Annotated in this window: 24 protein-coding genes and 1 pseudogene; 14 read left to right on the plus strand and 11 right to left on the minus strand. The window is 48.6% G+C overall.

Annotated features, from left to right (window positions below; genetic code table 11):
• Position 1 precedes the first annotated feature (1 nt).
• Positions 2-280 carry a 2Fe-2S iron-sulfur cluster-binding protein gene (locus tag A1OO_RS07240; RefSeq protein WP_016960588.1) on the plus strand — a complete coding sequence of 93 codons (279 nt, stop codon included), beginning with the start codon at positions 2-4 and terminating at the stop codon, positions 278-280.
• Positions 270-989, plus strand: a complete 720-nt coding sequence (gene fre, locus A1OO_RS07245) for an NAD(P)H-flavin reductase (protein WP_017002629.1) — start codon at positions 270-272, stop codon at positions 987-989. The genes A1OO_RS07240 and fre overlap by 11 nt, the downstream gene beginning before the upstream one ends.
• A gap of 51 nt (positions 990-1,040) precedes the next feature.
• Here the strand turns inward: fre and A1OO_RS07250 are convergent, their stop codons facing one another.
• Together A1OO_RS07250 and A1OO_RS07255 are read right to left on the minus strand one after the other, a co-directional pair.
• Positions 1,041-1,922, minus strand: coding sequence for a carboxylate/amino acid/amine transporter (locus tag A1OO_RS07250; RefSeq protein WP_016960590.1), 882 nt, complete (start codon positions 1,920-1,922; stop codon positions 1,041-1,043).
• Positions 1,923-2,025: 103 nt separating this feature from the next.
• Positions 2,026-2,451 carry a universal stress protein gene (locus tag A1OO_RS07255; RefSeq protein ID WP_017002630.1) on the minus strand — a complete coding sequence of 142 codons (426 nt, stop codon included), beginning with the start codon at positions 2,449-2,451 and terminating at the stop codon, positions 2,026-2,028.
• Positions 2,452-2,739: 288 nt separating this feature from the next.
• Between A1OO_RS07255 and ftnA the strand changes: the two genes are divergently transcribed.
• The 5 genes from ftnA (at position 2,740) to cspE (ending at position 6,775) form a co-directional block, all read left to right on the plus strand.
• A complete protein-coding gene (gene ftnA / locus A1OO_RS07260; protein WP_016960592.1) occupies positions 2,740-3,267 on the plus strand; it encodes a non-heme ferritin in 528 nt (175 codons plus the stop codon).
• A gap of 56 nt (positions 3,268-3,323) precedes the next feature.
• Positions 3,324-3,662: a universal stress protein UspB gene (gene uspB / locus A1OO_RS07265; RefSeq protein WP_016960593.1), complete on the plus strand. Its 339-nt coding sequence runs from the start codon at positions 3,324-3,326 to the stop codon at positions 3,660-3,662.
• A 184-nt stretch (positions 3,663-3,846) separates the two neighbouring features.
• Positions 3,847-4,959, plus strand: a complete 1,113-nt coding sequence (locus A1OO_RS07270; protein ID WP_016960594.1) for a mechanosensitive ion channel family protein — start codon at positions 3,847-3,849, stop codon at positions 4,957-4,959.
• A 90-nt stretch (positions 4,960-5,049) separates the two neighbouring features.
• Complete coding sequence (locus tag A1OO_RS07275) at positions 5,050-6,234, plus strand: NAD(P)/FAD-dependent oxidoreductase (RefSeq protein ID WP_016960595.1); 1,185 nt, start codon at positions 5,050-5,052, stop codon at positions 6,232-6,234.
• A 328-nt stretch (positions 6,235-6,562) separates the two neighbouring features.
• Entirely contained in the window at positions 6,563-6,775 is a 213-nt protein-coding gene (cspE, locus tag A1OO_RS07280; RefSeq protein WP_016960596.1) for a transcription antiterminator/RNA stability regulator CspE, read from the plus strand.
• A 307-nt stretch (positions 6,776-7,082) separates the two neighbouring features.
• Here the strand turns inward: cspE and A1OO_RS07285 are convergent, their stop codons facing one another.
• The 3 genes from A1OO_RS07285 to A1OO_RS07295 form a co-directional block, all read right to left on the minus strand.
• The gene (locus A1OO_RS07285) at positions 7,083-8,525 is read right to left on the minus strand and encodes a coniferyl aldehyde dehydrogenase (protein ID WP_017002631.1); all 1,443 of its coding nucleotides are present in this window, start codon (positions 8,523-8,525) and stop codon (positions 7,083-7,085) included.
• A 75-nt stretch (positions 8,526-8,600) separates the two neighbouring features.
• Positions 8,601-9,224 (minus strand): tRNA-uridine aminocarboxypropyltransferase, encoded by a 624-nt coding sequence (locus tag A1OO_RS07290; protein ID WP_026023763.1) that lies wholly within the window; start codon positions 9,222-9,224, stop codon positions 8,601-8,603.
• Between the two features lie 21 nt (positions 9,225-9,245).
• A complete protein-coding gene (locus A1OO_RS07295) occupies positions 9,246-10,790 on the minus strand; it encodes a COG3650 family protein (protein ID WP_017002633.1) in 1,545 nt (514 codons plus the stop codon).
• A gap of 74 nt (positions 10,791-10,864) precedes the next feature.
• Between A1OO_RS07295 and A1OO_RS07300 the strand changes: the two genes are divergently transcribed.
• On the plus strand, positions 10,865-11,329 hold the full coding sequence (locus A1OO_RS07300) for an EVE domain-containing protein (protein ID WP_017002634.1): 465 nt from the start codon (positions 10,865-10,867) through the stop codon (positions 11,327-11,329).
• Positions 11,330-11,473: 144 nt separating this feature from the next.
• Here A1OO_RS07300 and A1OO_RS07305 read toward each other — a convergent pair whose 3' ends face one another.
• The 3 genes from A1OO_RS07305 to A1OO_RS07315 all read right to left on the minus strand — a co-directional run bounded on the left by A1OO_RS07305 (position 11,474) and on the right by A1OO_RS07315 (position 15,246).
• Positions 11,474-12,271: a Cof-type HAD-IIB family hydrolase gene (locus A1OO_RS07305; RefSeq protein WP_017002635.1), complete on the minus strand. Its 798-nt coding sequence runs from the start codon at positions 12,269-12,271 to the stop codon at positions 11,474-11,476.
• Positions 12,272-12,429: 158 nt separating this feature from the next.
• Positions 12,430-13,437, minus strand: a complete 1,008-nt coding sequence (locus A1OO_RS07310) for an alpha/beta fold hydrolase (RefSeq protein ID WP_017002636.1) — start codon at positions 13,435-13,437, stop codon at positions 12,430-12,432.
• A 207-nt stretch (positions 13,438-13,644) separates the two neighbouring features.
• A complete protein-coding gene (locus tag A1OO_RS07315) occupies positions 13,645-15,246 on the minus strand; it encodes an AbgT family transporter (RefSeq protein ID WP_016960603.1) in 1,602 nt (533 codons plus the stop codon).
• 237 nt (positions 15,247-15,483) lie between these two features.
• Between A1OO_RS07315 and A1OO_RS07320 the strand changes: the two genes are divergently transcribed.
• A complete protein-coding gene (locus A1OO_RS07320; protein WP_017002637.1) occupies positions 15,484-16,485 on the plus strand; it encodes an acyltransferase in 1,002 nt (333 codons plus the stop codon).
• Here A1OO_RS07320 and A1OO_RS07325 read toward each other — a convergent pair whose 3' ends face one another.
• The gene (locus A1OO_RS07325; RefSeq protein WP_016960605.1) at positions 16,486-16,824 is read right to left on the minus strand and encodes a DUF2500 domain-containing protein; all 339 of its coding nucleotides are present in this window, start codon (positions 16,822-16,824) and stop codon (positions 16,486-16,488) included.
• 227 nt (positions 16,825-17,051) lie between these two features.
• Between A1OO_RS07325 and A1OO_RS07330 the strand changes: the two genes are divergently transcribed.
• From A1OO_RS07330 to A1OO_RS07345, 4 genes are all read left to right on the plus strand, one after another.
• Positions 17,052-17,414: a hypothetical protein gene (locus tag A1OO_RS07330; protein ID WP_017002638.1), complete on the plus strand. Its 363-nt coding sequence runs from the start codon at positions 17,052-17,054 to the stop codon at positions 17,412-17,414.
• Between the two features lie 314 nt (positions 17,415-17,728).
• A complete protein-coding gene (locus tag A1OO_RS07335) occupies positions 17,729-18,352 on the plus strand; it encodes a lysoplasmalogenase (RefSeq protein ID WP_017002639.1) in 624 nt (207 codons plus the stop codon).
• 16 nt (positions 18,353-18,368) lie between these two features.
• A complete protein-coding gene (locus A1OO_RS07340; protein ID WP_016960608.1) occupies positions 18,369-18,680 on the plus strand; it encodes a DUF2007 domain-containing protein in 312 nt (103 codons plus the stop codon).
• 85 nt (positions 18,681-18,765) lie between these two features.
• On the plus strand, positions 18,766-19,002 hold the full coding sequence (locus tag A1OO_RS07345) for a YecH family metal-binding protein (protein ID WP_016960609.1): 237 nt from the start codon (positions 18,766-18,768) through the stop codon (positions 19,000-19,002).
• Between the two features lie 106 nt (positions 19,003-19,108).
• On the opposite strand, the gene A1OO_RS07350 is transcribed toward A1OO_RS07345, so the two are convergent.
• Both A1OO_RS07350 and rsmD read right to left on the minus strand, forming a co-directional pair.
• A complete protein-coding gene (locus A1OO_RS07350) occupies positions 19,109-19,378 on the minus strand; it encodes a DUF1145 domain-containing protein (RefSeq protein ID WP_016960610.1) in 270 nt (89 codons plus the stop codon).
• Positions 19,375-20,010 (minus strand): 16S rRNA (guanine(966)-N(2))-methyltransferase RsmD, encoded by a 636-nt coding sequence (gene rsmD, locus A1OO_RS07355; protein WP_016960611.1) that lies wholly within the window; start codon positions 20,008-20,010, stop codon positions 19,375-19,377. Before rsmD ends, A1OO_RS07350 begins: the two co-directional genes overlap by 4 nt.
• A gap of 253 nt (positions 20,011-20,263) precedes the next feature.
• Between rsmD and A1OO_RS07360 the strand changes: the two are divergent.
• Positions 20,264-20,636, plus strand: a pseudogene (locus tag A1OO_RS07360) (signal recognition particle-docking protein FtsY); the annotation flags it as partial.

Genomic DNA, 20,636 nt, shown 5'->3' on the forward strand with positions numbered 1-20,636 from the left:
CATGTATAAAGTAAACCTGATGCCAGCAGGAGCCCAGTTTGAGGTTGCTGCGCACCAAACACTATTGCAAGGCGCGCTCAGCGCAGGAATACCATTTCCTAACCGTTGTCAGATCGGTGCTTGTGCAACCTGTCTTTGCAGGTTGATAGAAGGTGATGTGCATTATCACCTGGAGCCTATGCTCACCGAACAAGAAAAAGAGCACGGCTGGATATTTGCCTGTCAGGCCATTCCCAGCAGTGATCTGGTGGTTAGTTTTGAGGAAAGCGATGACTATTAAATGTGAAGTAACGTCAGTGTCGTCACTGACCAATAACACCTATCGAATTTTATTAAAGCCTGAGCAGCCTGTGAGCTACAAAGCGGGTCAATACCTGCTAGCGGTGATGGGTGAGAAAGACAAGCGTCCATTCTCGATTGCCAGCAGCCCATGCCGTCAAAATGGCCATGAGCTTGAATTGCACATTGGTGCAGCAGAAGAAAATGCCTATGCTATGGATGTGGTGAAAGCGGCTCAAGCTGCGCTAGAAAAAGGGGATGACTCCTTTTTGATTGAAGCGCCGCACGGTGAAGCTTGGCTTCGTCAAGAACGCCAACGCCCATTAGTTTTGATTGCGGGTGGTACAGGTTTTTCTTACGTGCGTAGCATGTTGGATCATTGTCTGAGCCAAGGCTTCAAGCAGCCGATTTTCCTTTATTGGGGCGGACGTGATATCAGTCAGCTTTATGCCAATGATGAAATGGAAGCGTTGGCACTGAAAAATAGCCTACTGACTTACATTCCTGTGGTGGAAAACACACCGCAAGGTTGGGTTGGCAAAGAAGGCAATGTGTTGCAAGCCGTGATGGAAGACTTCGTGTCGTTGTCAGCCTATGACGTGTATATCGCGGGTCGCTTTGAAATGGCGGGTGCGGCACGCGAAATGTTCTGCACCGAACGTGGCGCAGAGCGTGACCACTTGTTTGGCGATGCGTTTGCATTTCTATAACGTAGCTTCGCTAAGCCGATAAAAAAACCGCCAATCTGGCGGTTTTTTTATTTATGCGTGAGTGTGGTTAGACGCCAATATTTTCTTTTTCACCCAAGTTTCATTGAGCCAGAGCGAGGCCAAAATCACTGCGCCCCCCATCGTAAGTGTCCCCAGATCCGCATCGCGGTTCCAGATGAGCACATTGACCACAATACCTGCTGGTACCAGCACATTGTTCATCACTGCCAGTGCGCCAGCATTGACGAGTGTCGCTCCCTTGTTCCACAAGAAATAGCCCAAGCCTGATGCCACAGTACCAAGGTAAATCAAAATCCCCCATTGCAGCGATGTGGTGGGCAGCTTGTCTGTGTTGCCGAGCAGTAGAAATGCAGGCAAAGCCACACACAATGCGCCAAGATAAAACAGGCCAAACACCGTGTGTTGCGGCACGTCTGTCTCTGTGCGTTCCATCAAGAATTTATAACTGACCTGGCCAATGGCAAAACAGAGGTTTGCACCCTGAACAATCAAGAAACCCAGCATAAAGTTTGGATTCACCGACGCGAACTTGATCATTACCGCGCCAAGCACGGCCAGTGCAGCTGTCATCAGATACCAGGGAGAGAAACGGCGATGCAGTAAATCATACGTCAGCGTGACATAGACGGGCGTGAATACCGTGAAAAGGAGTACTTCTGGTACAGAGAGATATAAAAAGGATTGGTAGTAGAAGCAATACATGAGGCCAAGCTGAATGCCACCAATGGCCATTAACTTGAGCATGAGCGGACGAGGTACACCTTTGAGGCGTAAAAATGGCAGAAAAACCACCGCCGCCAACGCCACCCGGGTAACGACTGAAAACCAAGCATCGACCTGTCCGGCAAGGTAAACGCCAATTAAGCTGAAAGAAAAAGCCCATAAGAGGGTAATAAACGCGAGGTATCCCATAACGATCCATATTTGGTAAGAAACTGCCGCAGAGTGTACCGGAAATTGCGTCAATAGGTAGGGGTCGAGACTCTGGACAGATCAGCGTACTTGGCGTGTGCGATCAGCTTGGTAGCGGCACCATCAGCATGTCGACAGGGGTTTTATTGATCAGTTGTTTGGCGGACGAAATTAACGCACTCCAAAAATCTTGATGATGACCACAAATGACGAGATCAATGCCGAAATGGCCGATAGATTCGGTGATCTCCTCAGCTAAGTCACCACTGGCGACCAACGTATGAGTGACGGGAATATCCACGTGTTTTGCCAGCGTGTTCAGTTGCGCCTGCGCTTCATCAATAATGTGGTTGCGCGTTTCCACCAGATTGACGTCTATCAGGCCTGTGTAGAGTTGCGCGTAGTTGACGTCGATGTGGATCAGTGACAGTTTTGCTCCGAGGGGTTTAGCCAGATCAGCGCCTTTTTGAACCAGTGCTTCGCTGTCGGCAGAAAGATCGACCGCCACCAGAATGTGTTTATAACCCATAGCCTGACTCCTGAATAAACCGTAAAACGATACCCAATCCTCATCAATATTAGTGGAGTTTCCTTCGCAATGTATGGCGTCGTTTGCTCAGCTGATGGGGACTTTTGGATATATTCGTCATGAACATCAATCAAAAACTAGCATTGTCTCCAAAACAAGACTGTTGCAGAGATCCCAATGCCGATGTGTGCTTGGTGAACGTGTTACTACAGATCGACTGACGGGGTTGAATTAACGTTCACCGACAGACAAAATGACTCTCAGATTGAATAGAAGGGAAACAATAGCATGCTAGCAAAACCCATGATTGAGCAACTGAATGCGCAGATTAATTTGGAGTTTTTTTCATCAAACCTATACTTACAAATGAGTGCATGGTGTGAAGACAAAGGATTTGAGGGTGCAGCGCAGTTTATGCGTAAGCATGCGCAAGAAGAAATGGAGCACATGCAGCGTCTATTCACCTACGTGAGTGAGACCGGTGCGATGCCGATATTGGGCACGATTGAAGCGCCTCGCCACCATTTTGAATCGCTTGGTGAAGTGTTTCGTGAAACGTACAAACATGAGCAGCTCATTACTGAGAAAATTAATCATTTGGCACACGTCGCGTTCACTACGCAGGACTATTCTACATTTAGTTTCTTGCAGTGGTATGTCGCTGAACAACACGAAGAAGAAAAGATCTTCAAGAGTGTGATTGACAAGATTGAACTGGTAGGGGAAGACGGAAAAGCCCTTTTCTTCATTGATAAAGATTTGGCAGAAATGGCCAAACAAGCACCCACTTCTGTGATGGATAGCCCTGTGGCTTAAGACGCATACTACGTCTTCGCTCGGGCTTCCCTTAGGCAACAATGGGAGATGAGACCATGAGCGGAGACGCCTTAATTATCGCGATTTTCTTTGTTACGCTGGCGAACATCCTGCGTTATGTGAGTTCACTTCGTGTTTTACTCGTGATGATGCGAGAAGCCAACCCACTGCTGTACCAGCAAATGACGCGTGGCAATAATTTCTTTTCTTCCCAAGGAGATATCAGCCGACAAAAGCGGTTATATCATTACATTCGAAGCCAAGAATATCTTCATCACCACGACACGGCTTTTATTGCCAAGTGCAACAAAGTCAGACACTTGTTTATTTTATCGACCGCCCTTGTACTCGCTTTGGTTGTTTCACTCTTTTTTGTGGCGTTCGCAGGTCTTTAAGTTTTTTCTTTGTAAACACTGAAGCGACTAACAAAGTCGAAGCGCTGGCCTAACGAAGGCTCTTAGCAAAAATCAAAAAACGCTGGCAGTTGTCAGCGTTTTTTTTGTTACCCTCGACACCAATAATTCAAAGACCTAAAACCAAAATACCTGACGATAAGGGGTGAGCGACGTGGATCGATTCATGGCGTGGTGGCATTCGAGTTCTCAAAGCATCAATTTAGAATGGGTAGAACACATTGCCGTGTTGTTGGCGATGGCAGCATTTGCCTGGTTAGTGTGGCACGTCGTCTTTGGACGTTTGGTCGCGATTTCTCAAAAGACCAAAACCGAGTGGGACACCATTTTACTGCAAACAGTGAGCACGCCTATTAGCGTGTTGATATGGCTATGGCCATCGAGTTATGTGCTCGACAGCCTGTTAGCAGCCACGGCGAAAGTGAGTGAAAGCTGGCTGGTGGTGTCGCGTCGGGTGCTTGTTTTTGCAGTCATCCTTTGGATATTGCTGCGTTTAGTTAATCGCATAGAAGCGTATTTGATGAAATCCGATACGCGCGACCAAACCACGGTGTCTGCGATGGGGCATATACTGCGCTTGTTATTAGCCGTCGTGGGCGTATTAACGGCGCTACAAGCATTTGGTATTAGCCTGACAGGTCTTCTCACCTTTGGTGGTGTTGGTGGCCTTATCGTGGGTTTAGCAGCCAAAGATTTATTGTCTAACTTCTTCGGGGGGCTGATGATTTATTTCGATCGGCCTTTCAGTGTGGGCGATTGGATTAGCTCTCCTGATCGCAACATCGAAGGCACGGTAGAGCGCATCGGTATGCGAATGACCATGATCCGTAGCTTTGAAAGCCGCCCTTTGTATGTGCCGAACTCGGTATTTAGCAGCATTGTGGTGTTGAATCCTTCGCGCATGCAACATCGCCGCATCAACGAAACCATTGGCCTTCGCTATAAAGACGCCGACAAAATGGCGGCCATTGTGACGGATGTGAAAGCGATGCTCGAGACCCATCCCGACATTGAACAGCGGTCGACCTTGATGGTGAATTTTGATGCCTTTGCAGGCTCGTCGCTTAACTTCTTTATTTATGCCTTCACCAAAACCATCAATTGGTCCCGCTATCACGAAGTGAAGCAGGATGTAATGCTGAAAATTGTCGATATTGTTCATGCACATGGTGCAGACTTCGCGTTCCCATCGCGCACCATCAGCTTTGATAAAGACGAGATGACTGAAGCTGCCATTCCCGTGCCTGAGGCTATCCAAGCAGCATCGAACAAGCACTGAATCAGACAACACACTGGCTCAAGCGGATCTGGGCGGCTACAATGCCGCCCTATTTAATGCAGATCGTTGTTAAAGCAGTAGAGTGAAGAGATGAAGCAAGTTGATGTAGTGATCATTGGCGCAGGTGCAGCAGGCTTGATGTGTGCCGCGCAAGCGGGTAAGCGCGGTCGTTCCGTGCTGGTGGTCGATAACGGCAAAAAACCAGGACGGAAGATTCTGATCTCCGGCGGTGGTCGTTGCAACTTCACTAACTACGACGTAACGGCATCTAACTTCGTCTGTGGCAATCCGCATTTTGCTAAGTCCGCCCTGGCGCAATACAGCCAGTGGGATTTCTTTTCCATGATTAACGAGTACGGCATTGCATGGGAAGAGCGTGAGCACGGCCAGCTATTTTGCATCGACTCGGCGAAAGATATCGTCGAAATGCTGCTAAAAGAGTGCGATATGCCCAATGTCGAACAACGCTATCGTTGCGATGTGCATAGCATTGAGAAAAACGAAGACGGCTTCACATTAAAACTCGATACCGACACGGTAGCGTGCCAGTCATTGGTGGTGGCAACCGGTGGGCTATCGATGCCCAAGCTCGGCGCAACCCCATTCGGTTACCACATTGCAGAGCAGTTTGGCTTGAAGCGCATACCGACCACCGCAGGCCTAGTGCCATTCACTTTGCACGACAAAGACAAGGCTGCGTTTGCTGATTTGTCTGGTATTGCCATTCCGGTCACCATCACGTCAGAAAATGATGTGACCTTTAAAGAGAACCTACTGTTTACCCATCGTGGTTTGTCTGGCCCTGTGGTGTTGCAGATAAGTTCATACTGGGTGCCCGGCGAGAAAGTCACGGTGAACTTGTTGCCGGATTTAGATCTGGCTGACACCATCAACGCGATGCGTGACAAACATCCGGCGCAGAGCCTGAAAAACAGCTTGTCACGATTGCTTCCAAAGCGTTTGGTCGAAGCCATGATCACACGCGGTGATATCGAAGATAAGCCGCTCAAGCAGCTCAACCCCAAAGAGATTGCGTCGCTGGCGGATTATCTGCACCAGTGGAATATCGCCCCGAACGGCACAGAAGGCTATCGCACGGCGGAAGTCACGCTGGGCGGCGTGGATACTGATGAACTTTCTTCAAAAACCATGGAAACGAAAAAGGTCTCAGGGCTATATTTTGTCGGCGAAGTGATGGATGTGTCTGGCTGGCTGGGGGGGTACAACTTCCAGTGGGCATGGAGTTCCGGCTGGGTTGCAGGGCAGAATGTGTGATTAGCAGTAAGTAAATGAAAGACTTGAATCGAGGTCTGGCGCTTCCACTTTTAGGGGGAGGCTGACCTCGGGCTTAGTGCGCAAAATTTATTCTCTAAACGATAAAAATAAACCTTTACAAAAATAGGCGTTCGAGTATTATTCACCTCGCTCTGTTGAACAGGGTTATTAATGAAAGACGTAAAAGTAAAAGTAAAAATTCAGTTTGCCTTCCAATTGTTGTGCCCTCTGTGTTTCCCTTAGCTTCATCGTAACATTCAATAATTCAAGCTTTCAGTGCATCGCATTTTTGCGAAATTTTTTATGAATTAATATTAAGGGACACATTATGTCTAACAAAACAACTGGTCTAGTAAAATGGTTTAACGAAGAGAAAGGTTTTGGTTTTATTACTCAAGACAACGGCGGTGCTGACGTATTCGTTCACTTCCGTGCTATCGCTTCTGAAGGCTTCAAAACTCTGGCTGAAGGCCAAAAAGTATCTTTCGAAGTTGAGCAAGGCCAAAAAGGCCCACAAGCTGCTAACGTAGTAGCTCTGTAATTTCGAAAGAAGAGCGCAGGTGGTTATCCATCTGCGTTTTTTTTCGCCTGCAATAAATCGTTCTCGCTCTAAGCCTTCTATTTACAACTCTTTTCTAGATTACAATCACTCTCCAAAAATATCAGCACTGCAATTTATCATCACATCCCGTGCTTAATGATGCCTGCATGACGTTACATTTACGTTTTATTTCACATTCTTGAATATATTTTAAAAAATAAATCACACATGTTTCATGTGGCGCGATTTGTTATTTTTAAATTTTGTAGATTTTGAAAAAGGCGCCACGTAATAGCAGCGCCTTTTTTTATCGCAAAAACAACGTGAACATGATCTTTTGCCACCATTTTCCATACGGCGGTGTCATCAGCTTGCCGGGGTTGAACTTGCCTCGGCTGAGCACGGTTTTGGCATGGCTGAAAGTGCGGAAGCCTTCGATGCCGTGGTAGTGACCTAAACCAGATGGACCTACGCCGCCAAAAGGTGCGTCATCGACGGCAACCTGGGTAATGGTGTCATTAACGGCGATAGAGCCTGAGTGCGTGTGTCGGATGACATGACGCTTGAAATCTTCATCAAAGGACATCAAATACAGGGCTAATGGTCGCGGCATGTTTCGAATGATCGTGAGCACATCCTGCACATCGTGATATGTGATAATGGGCAGCAAGGGGCCGAAGATTTCTTGCTGCATGATGACGCTGTCTGCGGGCGGGTTGATCACCAGGTGAAGCGCCATTTTTCGTGTTGCAGGCAGTATGGCTTCTTCACTCAGCGGGATAACTGTGACGCCATGCTTTTGTGCATCATCAATCAAAGACTCCAGTCTGGCGAATTGGCGGTCATTGATAATGGCCGTGCGATCATCGCTTTGAATACCCTCGGGGTAGGCGGCCTTCCATTGAGCGCGAAGCGCTTCGACGACATCATCCAGTTTATCTTCATGAACATAAAGATGGTCGGGGGCGACGCAGATTTGCCCAGCATTGAGGTTTTTGCCAAACAACAGACGCTCCGCCGCGATCTCGGGAGCAATGTCGGGGGCAATAATCACGGGGGATTTCCCGCCTAACTCTAGCGTGACAGGTGTGAGGTTTGCGGAAGCGGCTTCCATCACTTTTTTGCCCACTTCGGTCGAGCCAGTAAACAGCAGGTGATCGAAAGGCAGCTTGGTGAATGCGGTTGCCACCGCGACATCGCCTTCAATGACACTCACTTTGTCTTCAGAAAACGCCTCTCTGAGCATGGTTTTGACAACCTGATTGGTGAGTGGCGTGAATTCACTCATCTTGAGCATCACGCGGTTGCCCGCCGCGATAGCTGTCATCAAAGGGATCAGGCTTAAGGTGATCGGGAAGTTCCATGGCACGATGATGCCGACAACGCCAAGTGGCTGATAATGAATTTCAACCTTGGCGGGGGCGAGCAAAAGACCGGTGGACCGGCGCGAAGGTTTCATCCAGCGCTTGAGCTTGCGCTTGGTATAACGAAGCATCTGAAAGCACGGCATGATGTCTGCCATCAGGGTGTCGGTGCGACTGCGATGACCATAATCTTGCGATAATGCGTCAACTAACGCGTCGGTATGGATTTTCAGTACGCGCTGCAGGCGAGTTAAGTCTTCAATGCGCTCGGCATAGTCAATGTCAGGGATTTGTTTACCCAATTCGGTCAGCTTAGAAAACTGTGTTTCTAAGGCATTTATCTGCTGTTCAAGCGGCGTATTGGCCGCCATTGATACCACGGTCATGTTTGTGCGTCCTGTGAGCGATATCTGTTTCATAACAGTAAAGTCAGACTTGCCGGCTTGCAAGTCTTAGGTGCGCTATTGTGATAACGCAATATGTTGCCGATCTGCTTCGAACATGAGCATAAATTGATGAAAGTATGCAGATATGGCGCGAGCGTTCTCCTGTTCACCTAGCGCGGCTAAGATTTCAATGCCGACTTCACAGGTGCAGAGTGACCCCGAGGGTTGATTGCGGCGCAGTGAATAGGCGGTTGTCAGCCCCTCGGGCAAGGTCACCGTTGGTATATCTTCCAGCCAAGGGCTCTGGCGCAGCATCTTGTGCGCCTGCTGCCACGTTGCATCCACGATGATGAAATGCAGAGGCTTTTCGTATGGCTGTCTGTTTGATGATGACGGGTGACATTCTGTCAATCTCTCTAGCGGGGTCGCCGTTTCGTTTGGAAATACCAAAAATGGCTGAGCCGCAGGGTCTGCCAGTAAGGTCAGCAATTCTGCTGGTGGTGTTTTTCGGTGCCAGATGTGACGTCGACAAAGCGGCAGTGAAGCTTCCAAAAGCCGACCGGTATTGGTGGCGCGGTTGGCTTCTGTTTCGTGCATTAATAGTTCAATACGCACATTGCTGTTTAACGACGGAGTGTGGTCGCACAAGCAGTTGTAATGAAAGCCGCAATGTTCACACGGCGCAGGTTTGGTTGGCAATGTGTATTCCTCGCCGTTCAATTAGTTAAGCGTAACGCCTTCCTGTTGCGGATAAATGCCATCTGAGAACAGGTAGGTATCGGCAGCGTCAGGCAGATTAACCTCGGGGGCAACCGAAGGGTTCGAGGGATAACGGTTGCCGTCAAAGTGAAGCACGCGGGTGGAGGCTTTGGCGCCACCGCCACCGACAGGCATGATCAAATCACGCCAGCCATTGTGCGTCGTATTACTCATTTGGAACGGGAGATGAACCAAGCTTATACGGCTGTTGAAGCGCCAATCGCCGTTTTGGTTAGCAAACACTAACAAGGTGCAGCCACCGCTGCCGCACCAGTCGGTCAATACCAGTAATTCGTTGTTGCCATCGTTGTTGAGATCTTCGCTCAACCAACGATAACGTGTGCCTGCTACTTCGGTAGCAGCCTCACCCAAATAAGCTTTCAACGCCGCATCAACCTTTGGGTTGAACTCCGCTGAACCTTCCACACCCTGTGACATTTTGGTCGCGTCTGTTTTGCTGCCGACCATCAAAGACAAGGTTAACCCTTGCGCACCAAGACTGTATTCGCGGCCATTGACGATTTCTTTGTCAGCAGTCAGGGTCAGTCCATTTCGCTCAAACAGACGTTCACTCACCAGGTACTGGCCTTGATGGCGAGTCATCATGACTTGCACGGCATTGGCGTTCACTTGCTGCCAAATGCCTGTTTCGATGAGTTCTGGCTCATTGGCTTGCTGATAATGCGTGGTGGCAGAATGATCTGAGTTCAGGGTGACTGTGGTCGTCAATCGGGTATCACCAAGTGTGGTGACTCCTTGATAATTACCGACCCACTCTTGGGTGGGGTCATCTGCCGATAACGTTGCGCAGCCGTGCCATGATTGCTTGCCCTTGGTGAAATTGGATGTCCAGCCATAGATGCTGTCACTCATGCCATCGCTACAAAGCTCAGGACGGAGCGTCAGTGTTGCACCATCGGCCTGATAAATTCGTGCTTCTGGACTGATGTCTCGAGCAGTGAGCGTGACGTTTTCGCTGTTATGCCCTAAGCGACTAAATTGCAGTGTATTGCTTTCAACAGACACTCCCCAGAAAGGCTCCGTGCCCGAAGCGACTGTGCGGTCACGGGGTTGTTGGCAGCCGTCAATTTCTGCTGACATCAGGTTGAGTTGCGTGACTTTGAACGTGGCAGGGTAGTCGGCTCCAAACCCGTCTGATGATGGCGCAACCAACTCGCCAACGACTTCTCCATAGATGGAGCGATAAGGGCTTGCGCTTAAGCCTAAGCCTTGCTGTGTAAGTGACGGGTCGAGTTGCAGCCAGTATTGGCTGTTACTGCCGCACGGCGTGATAGCACGCACTTCATGGCTCAAGGTGACTTCACCACGTAGCATAAAACGTTGCGGGACTGGCGTTGGTGCCGATTGAGGCGATGATTGTGTTTGTAAATCATCAGAGTTTCCCAGTTCAACGGGCCCAGATGGTGATTGGCTGCAGGCAGAAAGCAGGCTAATAATAACAGCGAGGCTCAGCAGTTTTGGAAGGCGGTGATTTGGAATTGGCAACGGAGATTCCTCTTCTCTTTCATGGGCTAAAAGGGTAAAACCATGATGATGGCATTCACACCAATGGGGAGATTATGGCGTATTGGCTATTAAAAACCGAGCCTGATACTTTTTCTATAGACACCTTAAAACAGCAAAAGGTCTCGTGCTGGGAAGGTGTGCGCAATTATCAGGCGCGAAATATGATGCGTGATGGAATGAAAGTTGGCGATCTTGCGTTCATCTACCACTCCTCGTGCAAAGATGTGGGTGTGGTGGGCATCGCTGAAGTGGTAAAGGCCGCGTATCCCGATCATTTTCAGTTTGACCCTGAAAGCCCTTATTTTGATCCCAAAAGCTCACCGGAAAATCCACGTTGGATAATGGTAGATGTGGTCTATCGTCAGCATCTGCCGTACTTGTCGCTGGCGCGGATCAAAGCGAACCCTGCGTTGGAAGAGATGCCGCTGGTCAAGAAAGGCAGTCGTCTCAGCATTATGCCCGTCACTGAGATGCAGTGGAGCGAAATCCTTGCGATGTCGGAAGCACGCAAAAGGTAGCTGTGGGTAGCATCAGTTAAATTGGCGAATTAGGTCAAGTGACTGAAAAAGAAAACGGCAGCGGGGGGAATCGCTGCCGTACTGCATCTTATGTATCTGTTGTAGCACACGCTTTACATTATTGCTTTTCAAGCCAACACAGCGTTACAGCAGGTGTGTTTCAAGATAGCGAGCCACTGCTTCGTCTGCATGACTGCCGATCACTTCGTTGTTAGGCAGTGTGGCTTTTACGCGTGGATGCGCGGTTTCCATCACCAAGCCTTTTTTCGCAGCACTCAACATTTCCACGTCATTCATGCCATCGCCAAACGCGATACATTCATCAAGGCTAAAGCCTTTGATTTCCGCAACCGCTTTTAATGCTTCGCCTTTCGATACACCAGCAGCCATAACTTCAAGACAAAATGGCGTAGAAAAAGCCACGCTGACTTTATCGCCGAAGGTGTCGATGAATTTCTTTTCAATAGCCGTCAGGTAATCATGATCATGACGAATGAAGAAGATTTTCGCTACGTCTTCAAGCGGCGGATTTTCTGGGTCAAACAGCGTAAAGCTGAAACCTGAATCTTTGTGGTATTTCGCCAAATCTTCGTCAACGCGGTTCAGTAACCAATCGTTCTCACGATAGATATGAATCGTGACGGTTTCATCGTCCTTCATCATGTTGACCAGTTCTGTGATGACTTCTGGTTCGACATTGCGGCTGAAAACCAAGTTGTCATCCGCGTCGTGAACGCGCGCACCGTTTGAGGTGATCATGAATGCTGGAATGCCCACGCTCTGGCGAATGTGTGCCACATCGATGTGGTGACGACCGGTTGCGAAAACAAAATGCTCGCCCTTTTGATGCAGGCGTTGTAAGACGTCACGAGTATAAGGAGCGATGCTATGGTCTGGTGTCAGCAGGGTGCCGTCGAGATCGGACGCAACGATTCTGTACATATGTACCTCAAGTCGAAGAGAAGAGTGTTCAATACCCCTTCAGTGTATCCAAGCGCGAAAGAAAGAAAAGGGATCAAATCGTCGGTTATTTTTTCCCGTTTAGGCGAAATAACCGACAAATTTGCTGGTTGACTCGTTTCTCACTGGCAATTTAGCGATTACGCGGTTTGCTCAAGTGGTGCGGCCGATTGCGCATCGAAGAAGGAGAGGGACAGGTTAAGAGCCGTGTCGCGTGTCACGTCTTTTTCGAACAATAATTCATGACGAGAGTTTGGCACGATATCAAATTTGATAGGCAGATTGAGCGCCTGACGTTCACGGTGAAAATGGAACATGGTGTGGTTACACACGACTTCATCGCGTGCCGCCTGCATCACCAGCATCGGCATATCGATCATTCGTGCCGCCTCAATCGTGCGTTCACAGGCAGACATACTTTGCCAAATCCATTGACTGCTCGGGCCACCAACTTTGAGTGTCTCATTATCCTCATACAGCTTGCGAAACCACTGGTAGCGAGTTTCTGAGTGAGTCAGCAAGTTGTGCTTAAACGGTTTGAGCCAATACGGAACCTGGCCTGGCGCATAACCAGCGGGATGTTGGATGGTTGACAATGCACGGCACAGCGGCTTAGCCACTTTTCTCAGTGTTGGTGAAAGATTGATGCCAAACATCGGGGCACTGAGTGCTAATGCGTCAATGGCGGCCGGCTTTCTTGCGGCATAGAGGGTGGTGATCGCGCCGCCCATCGAATGCGCCAGTATCATGCGTTGCTGGTGGGGCTTTTGCGTGACGATTTCATCGACAAAGGTTTCAAGGTCGTCAACGTAATGCTCAAAGTCCACCACATGGCCGATGTCACTGCCTGTGACGAGACGTTGACTCTGACCTTGTCCACGATGGTCATAACTGTAAACGTCATAGCCTTGACGGAACAAATCTAAAAACACTTCCTTATATTTTTCAGTCGCTTCAATTCGGCCATTGACCACCACGATAGCGCGGGTGTGCTCAGGCTTGGTGAAGGCGCACCAATGCAGACGCAGGCCTTCTTGGCCAATGATCTGCCCTTGCTGACGTGTTGCCCAAAATGGCGCAACTTGTTCAGCCATGGTGGTGGCTAACTCGTCTTCACGAGAAAATAAAAAAGGGCGTTCAATTGACATGTACATTCCGGTTCGGGGTTTCTATTTAGCATATCACGACACACGAGAAGTGCTCGGGTATGTGTTAGGAATATCGCCAGTTGTCAGCGAAAACAGGGCGCCTATGTTAAGGCATCTATGTTCATGGTTAGGCATTGTCGAAGGAAAAATAGTCACAAACAAAAACAGCCAGCAAATGCTGGCTGTTTCATCATTACACGGCAGTCATTACTGGCTGAAGTTAAAGTACGTGGCGGAGCCTGGACCCACTGGCATACCCACGACGAATACCCACAAGTAGAAGAAGATGCTCCAACCTAACAAGAATACCAGCGTGTATGGCAGCATGGTGGCGATCAGTGTCCCTATGCCTAAATCTCGCTTATAGCGTGAGGCTACCGCCAAAATAAGACCGAAGTAGCTCATCATCGGGGTAATAAGGTTTGTCACCGAATCACCGATACGGTATGCCGCCTGAATGGTTTCCGGCGCATAGCCAACCAGCATCAGCATTGGCACGAATATCGGCGCGGTCACTGCCCACTGCGCAGACGCTGAACCGAGTGTCAGGTTGATGATGCCGCACATGATGATGAAGGCGAAGAACAACATTGGGCCAGTTAGACCGATGTTTTGCAGGAAGTCTGCACCACCAACGGCAATAACCTGACCGAAGTTGGTCCATTTAAACAGTGCCACGAACTGCGCGGCAAAGAAGACCAGCACGATGTAAAGACCCATGGCGCTGATGGATTTTGCCATCGCATCAATCACGTCACGATCAGTCTTCATGGTGCCGACGGTTTTACCGTAAACGTAACCTGGAATAGCAAAGAACACCAAAATGAAGGCAACAATACCTTTTAAGAACGGAGAGCCTGCCACTAAGCCCGTTTCAGGGTTACGCAGAATGCCCCATTCCGGCACGATGGTCATCGCCAGTAAGGCTGATACGATAAGCGCCGCGATGCCTGCATTGCGCATACCGCGCTTCTCAATGTCAGTGACTTTGCCTGCTTCTTTGGCTTCGAAATCTTCTGCCGCCATGGACTGATCGTATTTGCCGAGCTTTGGCTCAACAATTTTCTCAGTAACCAAGGCACCCAAAATGGTGATCAGGAAGGTCGATGCAAACATAAAGTACCAGTTCGCTTCTGGGCCAACCGTGTACACAGGGTCAATCATTTGTGCGGCGGTTTCAGTGATACCAGACAACAGTGGGTCAACCGTACCTAGCAGCAAGTTGGCAGAATAACCGCCCGAGACACCGGCGAAAGCTGCCGCAAGACCCGCCAATGGGTGACGACCCAGAGAGTGGAATATCATGGCTGCGAGTGGGATAAGTACCACGTAACCCAGCTCCGATGCTGTGTTTGAGATGATACCCGCGAAAACGACGGTTAAGGTCACCATACGTTGAGACGCCCCCATCACTAAAGAGCGCATGGTGGCGGAAAGTAGACCTGAATGCTCGGCAACGGCGACACCCATCATGGCGACCAATACGGTGCCTAGAGGGGCGAATCCGGTGAAGTTCTTCACGAGATTCATCACGATAAGCTGCACGCCTTCCGCGTTCATCAGACTTTTAACGTAAATCATGCCATCAGCAGCACGACCCGCCGTGCCTTCTGGGCGTGGGTCGGTGACCGACATGCCAAAGTAACCCGCAATGCCCGATGCAAAGAAAATGACCACACACAAAATGGCAAACAGGGTGACCGGGTGAGGGAGAAGGTTACCGAGAAATTCTACAGTATCGAGAAAACGGGAAAAAAAGGATTTCTTTGGCTTCCCGCCGTTTTGATGTTGCGAAGCTGATGTCTGCATCAGTTCCTCCATGTTGGGTAACTATCCATCTTTAATCTGAAAAGCATGCTAGGGCATTTAAACGGTCAATTGCAATATGTAGTGCTATTAAATAGCATCAATACAGCCATATAATTTAAAATAAAATTAACATTTGGTATTATATGTTGTTTGTTTTCTGTTCTGTTTGGTGGAATTATCGACGGGTTTACAATCACGGCATCGCCATTGAATTTTCGCCCACTTTCTGGAACCGAAATGCAAAAAAAAGTCTTTTATATCGAGTTGTTGCGTGTTGTTGCTGCGATTGCAGTGATCGCCATTCATGTTTTGGGGCCTTATCGCTACATCGCAGGCGAGATCCCACAAAGTGACTGGCTTTCTGCCATTGGAATTAACGGCGCAAGTCGCTGGGCTGTCCCCGTATTCATTATGATTACAGGTGCATTGATGCTGTCAGACACCCGGCCATTTTCACCCTCGTATTTTGTTAAACGGCGAGTGATGAAAGTGTTTGTGCCTTTTGTGGTCTGGTCTGTTTTTTATGCCATTCTCGCGGCAATATCGTTACAAAATGTAAATTGGTCGGAAACCGTACAACGATTGACACAATTTCCTGTGAAAGAAACTTACTATCACTTGGGGTTTTTCTATTATTTCCTGCCGCTATATCTACTGATTCCAGTACTCCGTCCTTTAGTGAAACGAGAAGCGCCGGATATGTTCAATACCGTATTGGCGCTTTGGCTGGGACTGTGTGTGGCAAGATTAATGGGGGTGGATCTGGGTTTTGTCGAAGAGTTGGTGCTTTTCGGTGGCTATCTGTTACTGGGCTATGCGCTGCATCGGCGTGAAGTGCCTTTTGGCTTGTTACTCTTTTTGGGCGTGTTAGCGTTGGTGGCGACCGAGTACACAGCGATCTCACAAAGTGTCGCAAAGGGTGCATACACAAGTGCGGGCTGGTTCTCTTATAAGACGATTAATACTGTGCTCATCGCCACCATGGTGTTTGTGCTTTGTAAGCGATGGGCAGACAACGTGTCTGATAAATGGCAAAGGCGGGTGACGGTTGTTAGTCGCCACTCATTAGGCATTTACCTGATCCATCCCATTTTTCTTTGGCCGCTGAGGGAAAGTGATGTGATTCTTGGGATGGCATGGTTAGCCATCCCGGTGGTGACATTGGTCGTTTTTGTGTTGTCTTACTGGACCAGTGCCGGATTATCGAAGTGGCGCGCGACGGCGTGGTTAGTGCCCTAATTAGTTAATTCTTTGCAATTTAGCAAAGTGAACAAAGTCAGCGCCGCGGTATGTTAGCGTGCCACAATCACCGGGCTGTAGGGCGTGATAATAATGAATACCCACTTGGAATTCGCGTTTCGGACCGCCTGATATTGGCTCAACATAGATCCAATATTCTTCTGGGTCTTGGTGTTGATCTGGGCTTGGCAGAGAAACGGCTTGTTTATCAAGAATGCGGATGTCGATCGCACGATCTTCTGCGCCGTGTCCCAATGAATGCTTTTGGAAGGTAAATACAAAGTAGACACCAGCAACCACCGCAAGGGCGAGCATGAGCAAAATCAGAGAAATGGGCACGGTTGTCTCCTTAATCCGGCCGTAAAATGTCGAGCGAGAGTCTACTTCAGAAGAAGGAGTAGACATACTGCCACCAGAAACAATTCGTGATCGATCGCACTTATCTGTATTTGCATCGGTGCGAATGTAAACGAAGTTAAAGAGTTTTCTCATTTTTGGTGATATGACGTAAGCTAATGAAAAGCATCGATCGCGGGTACTAAGACACCGCCCTATAGGAGGCCTACATGGATGACATTGCTGTTGTTGTGAGACAAAGTCGGCGTCTGGAGCGTTTGCTGAAAGAGCATTATCACGCTCAAGGGCGAGGACTTCACGAATTGGTGACGAGTTGCCAAGAGCGGTTGCCACATGATGTGATCGCCAAATTGCGCTTTGTGGCTACCATCAGAAATAAAACCGTGCATGAAGACGGCTATGAAGTCGACGACATGCGTGGTTTTGTATCGGCCTGCAAGCAATGCGAAAAAGAGCTACAGCCTCGTAGCAATCGCATGATCTGGCGCGTTGCCCTCTTCCTGATTTTTGCTGTCACTGTCGGTGCGGTTTGGTTTTATATCGAAAACTGGCGTCACATCATCGGTACCTAAGACGGGCACTAAACAACAATAGAGCATCCAATTTGGGTGCTTTTTTTGATTGTATCGACAGTCAACAGAGATACATCGTTGATCTCTTAATCGAGACGCCCCCTGATATTCTAAGGCTTACCCTTTTTAAGGGGATAGACCGGAGTAACGTTAGGGCTTTAGATCGAGAAAGCCGAACAGGCTCTGGCGTTATTCGGATATAAATCGTCATGGTGCCTGCTTTTGATGCGAGCTTCGCTTTCTGAGACATGTGCGGTGGACTTTCCATCTTGCATCCCTAGACTTGGTTGGCTCGCAATTTAAGGGAAGAGATCATGTTGAGTTGGCTTGCTGTTTGTTGTTCAGGATTGCTGCACATCAATGCTGCTTACAAAGGTCCGCGTTGGCAGTTTTATCTGTTTAAACCGTTGACTATTTTATTGATGATGCTGATCGCCTTGGTGGGCGGAGAGACGAATGTTTACACTTATTTGATCTTAGTTGGCCTGTTATTTTCGTTGTTTGGTGATGTGTTCTTGATGCTACCCAAAGACCGATTCATACCAGGGCTATTGAGCTTTCTGATTGCGCATATTTTATATAGTGTTGCGTTCTGGCAGCAGTTTGATGGCCCCATGATATGGTGGCTTCCCTCGTTGATTGGTGCGGCAAGTGTCATTGTTTTCTTACTTTTATTGCCTAATCTTGGGCCTTTGCTGATCCCTGTTGGAATTTATATTGCCGTGATCGCCCAGATGGCATGGGGTGCAGGCGAATTTTGGATGAATGCACACTCGCAAACGGCGGCATATGCGTTTGGTGGGGCACTGTTGTTCATGGTATCTGATACCGTTCTTGCCTTTGAGCGATTTAAAGGGCCTTTTCGCGCCTCAGTATTGCTGGTGATGAGCACGTATTTTTGCGCACAGGGATTGATTACTTTGTCTGTGATGTCGTAGTAGCGAGGAGTCATTAATGTCGTGGATTCAAGTGTATAGTGCAAGTAATTCACTCGAGGCACATAGTCTGAAAGGAATGCTTGAATCCATGGGAATGGATGTCCTGCTTAAAGGCGACTCACTCGCCAGTGCCACCGGCGAGCTTCCTGCCGATGTGGTTGCTGTGACTTTGTGGGTGGATACCTTACGTGAAGAAAAAGCGCGATCTGCATTGCATCAGTATGAAGCACAGGCAGAAAGTGTGTGGTTCTGCCCATCCTGCCAAGAAGAAAATGGCGGTAGCTTTGAGATGTGCTGGCAATGCAGCACACCGCGTGATGAATTCTGATTAATCTTGCGACATATCAAAACAGCCTAGCAAAGACTGTGTTTCCATAACGACCGATTAATCGTTGTGCGTTTGTGGAGTTGCTATGCCTGTGTCAATTCATGTTCATGAAGTCTTAAACCACCTCAAATCCCAAACTTTGTCTGAACAAGCATTGGTTGACTGGGTAAGCGGGCAATGGGGTGCATCTGCACGTTTTCATACTTGCAGCCAAAATGGGCTGTCATTTAGTGAAGTTCTCGTGTTCTTGCGCCGTAGGAAGAAGATTCTTGAACAAGCAGGCTCGTTAGTGGTGAATGACGCGCGGATTTGTCAGCACTAAACGAGTGCTACTGAGCAGAAAGACACAGTGAAACGAAAAAGGCCTCAGAAGAGGCCTTTTTGCTGTTTATCTTTTGTATCAATGTCACTTCTAAGTGCTGGGTATATCAACCAACCATGTACTTGCGGCGGATATCAAGCAGAGCGAAGATCCCAAATATCAGGATGGACCATTTTTCCCAGCGAGTCATGGAGACTTTATCGCCGAATGCACCGATAAAGATCAGCATCTGCAAGCCATGCATGCAGAACAGAAAGGCGGTCATAATATACAGTGCCATCGCGGCTACACCCGGAAACGGCGAGATGATATTCGTGATCAATACCAACCAGACAAAGCCAATGGCCGCTTTTGCTAAAAAGATGAGTGCTTTCATTTTTCCTCTCTTAGATACAGCCGGAAGCTCACTTGTCCGGCATGCTTTTCCTTAATCATGTCCCAATGCGCGGGAACGTCGGGCACACCAAGCTCTTTTTCTGCCTCAATGTAAATCAACGCGTTCTTATTAAGCCAGCCATTGTGCTCGAGTTTGTTCAACACGTCACTCAACAAGTCTTTACGAAACGGTGGATCGATAAAGACCACATCAAATGGCTGTCCGGTTTGCGATAAGTACTGCAAGGCATCGATGTTATGGACGGTCGCGTTGTCTGCATTCAAGGTGGCTAGATTGAGATTGATTTGCGCCGCCGCACCTTTATCAAGCTCTAGTAACGTGACGTGATCAGCCTGACGAGACAAAGCTTCAAGCCCTAAACCGCCACTACCTGCGAACACATCAAGGCATTTAGCTTGATATAAATCTGCCGCTAGCCAGTTGAATACCGTTTCTTTCACGCGATCTGTTGTAGGGCGAAGGCCTTCGACGTTCTTAACTGGCAATTTGCGACCTCGCCATTTTCCAGAAATAATGCGGACAAAACCAGAACCGCCTCCTGCATTCGATGAAGGATGATTACCCCTGCCGTTAGGTTGTTTCGCAGGGTTTTTAGGGTTACGTCTTACCATAGATTTTTTGACCGCCAAGAAGGTGTTAGTATATGTCGGTTCGGTAACGGCTCAGCATTTTCAAGGTCAACTTGCCCTTTTTAAAATGATCAGCGACGTAAGGGTTTTGGCCTCTTTCGCCGAATTTTCTGCGCCGCAATGTATGTAATACATCGCCGTTACCTCACTGCATTTATAAGGCGCAGTGCTCACAGTTTAAGATTAGCGCGATGTCATCGTGCTGATTGTACCAATCATGCTTTAGGATTTGCCAATGGCAGAAAAAAAGAAACGCGGATTTATGTCCTGGCTGGGTTTCGGCCGAAAGAACGACGAACAAGAACAACAGGCTGAGCAAGCCCGTTTACAAGCTGAAGAAGAAGCTCGCCTGCAAGCGGAAGCCGATGCGAAAGCACAGGCTGAAGAGCAAGCGCGCCTGCAAGCGCAAGCCGATGCGAAAGCACAGGCTGAAGAACAAGTTCGCCTGCAAGCGGAAACGGATGCAAAAGCACAGGCTGAAGAACAAGCCCGCTTGAAATCGGAAGCCGATGCGAAAGCACAGGCCGAAGAGCAAGCGTGCCTGCAAGCAGAAGCGGATGCGAAAGCACAGGCTGAAGAACAAGTTCGCCTGCAAGCGGAAGCGGATG

The sequence above is a fragment of the Enterovibrio norvegicus FF-33 genome, from assembly GCF_000286835.2.
In the GTDB taxonomy this organism is placed as follows: Bacteria; Pseudomonadota; Gammaproteobacteria; order Enterobacterales; family Vibrionaceae; genus Enterovibrio; species Enterovibrio norvegicus_A.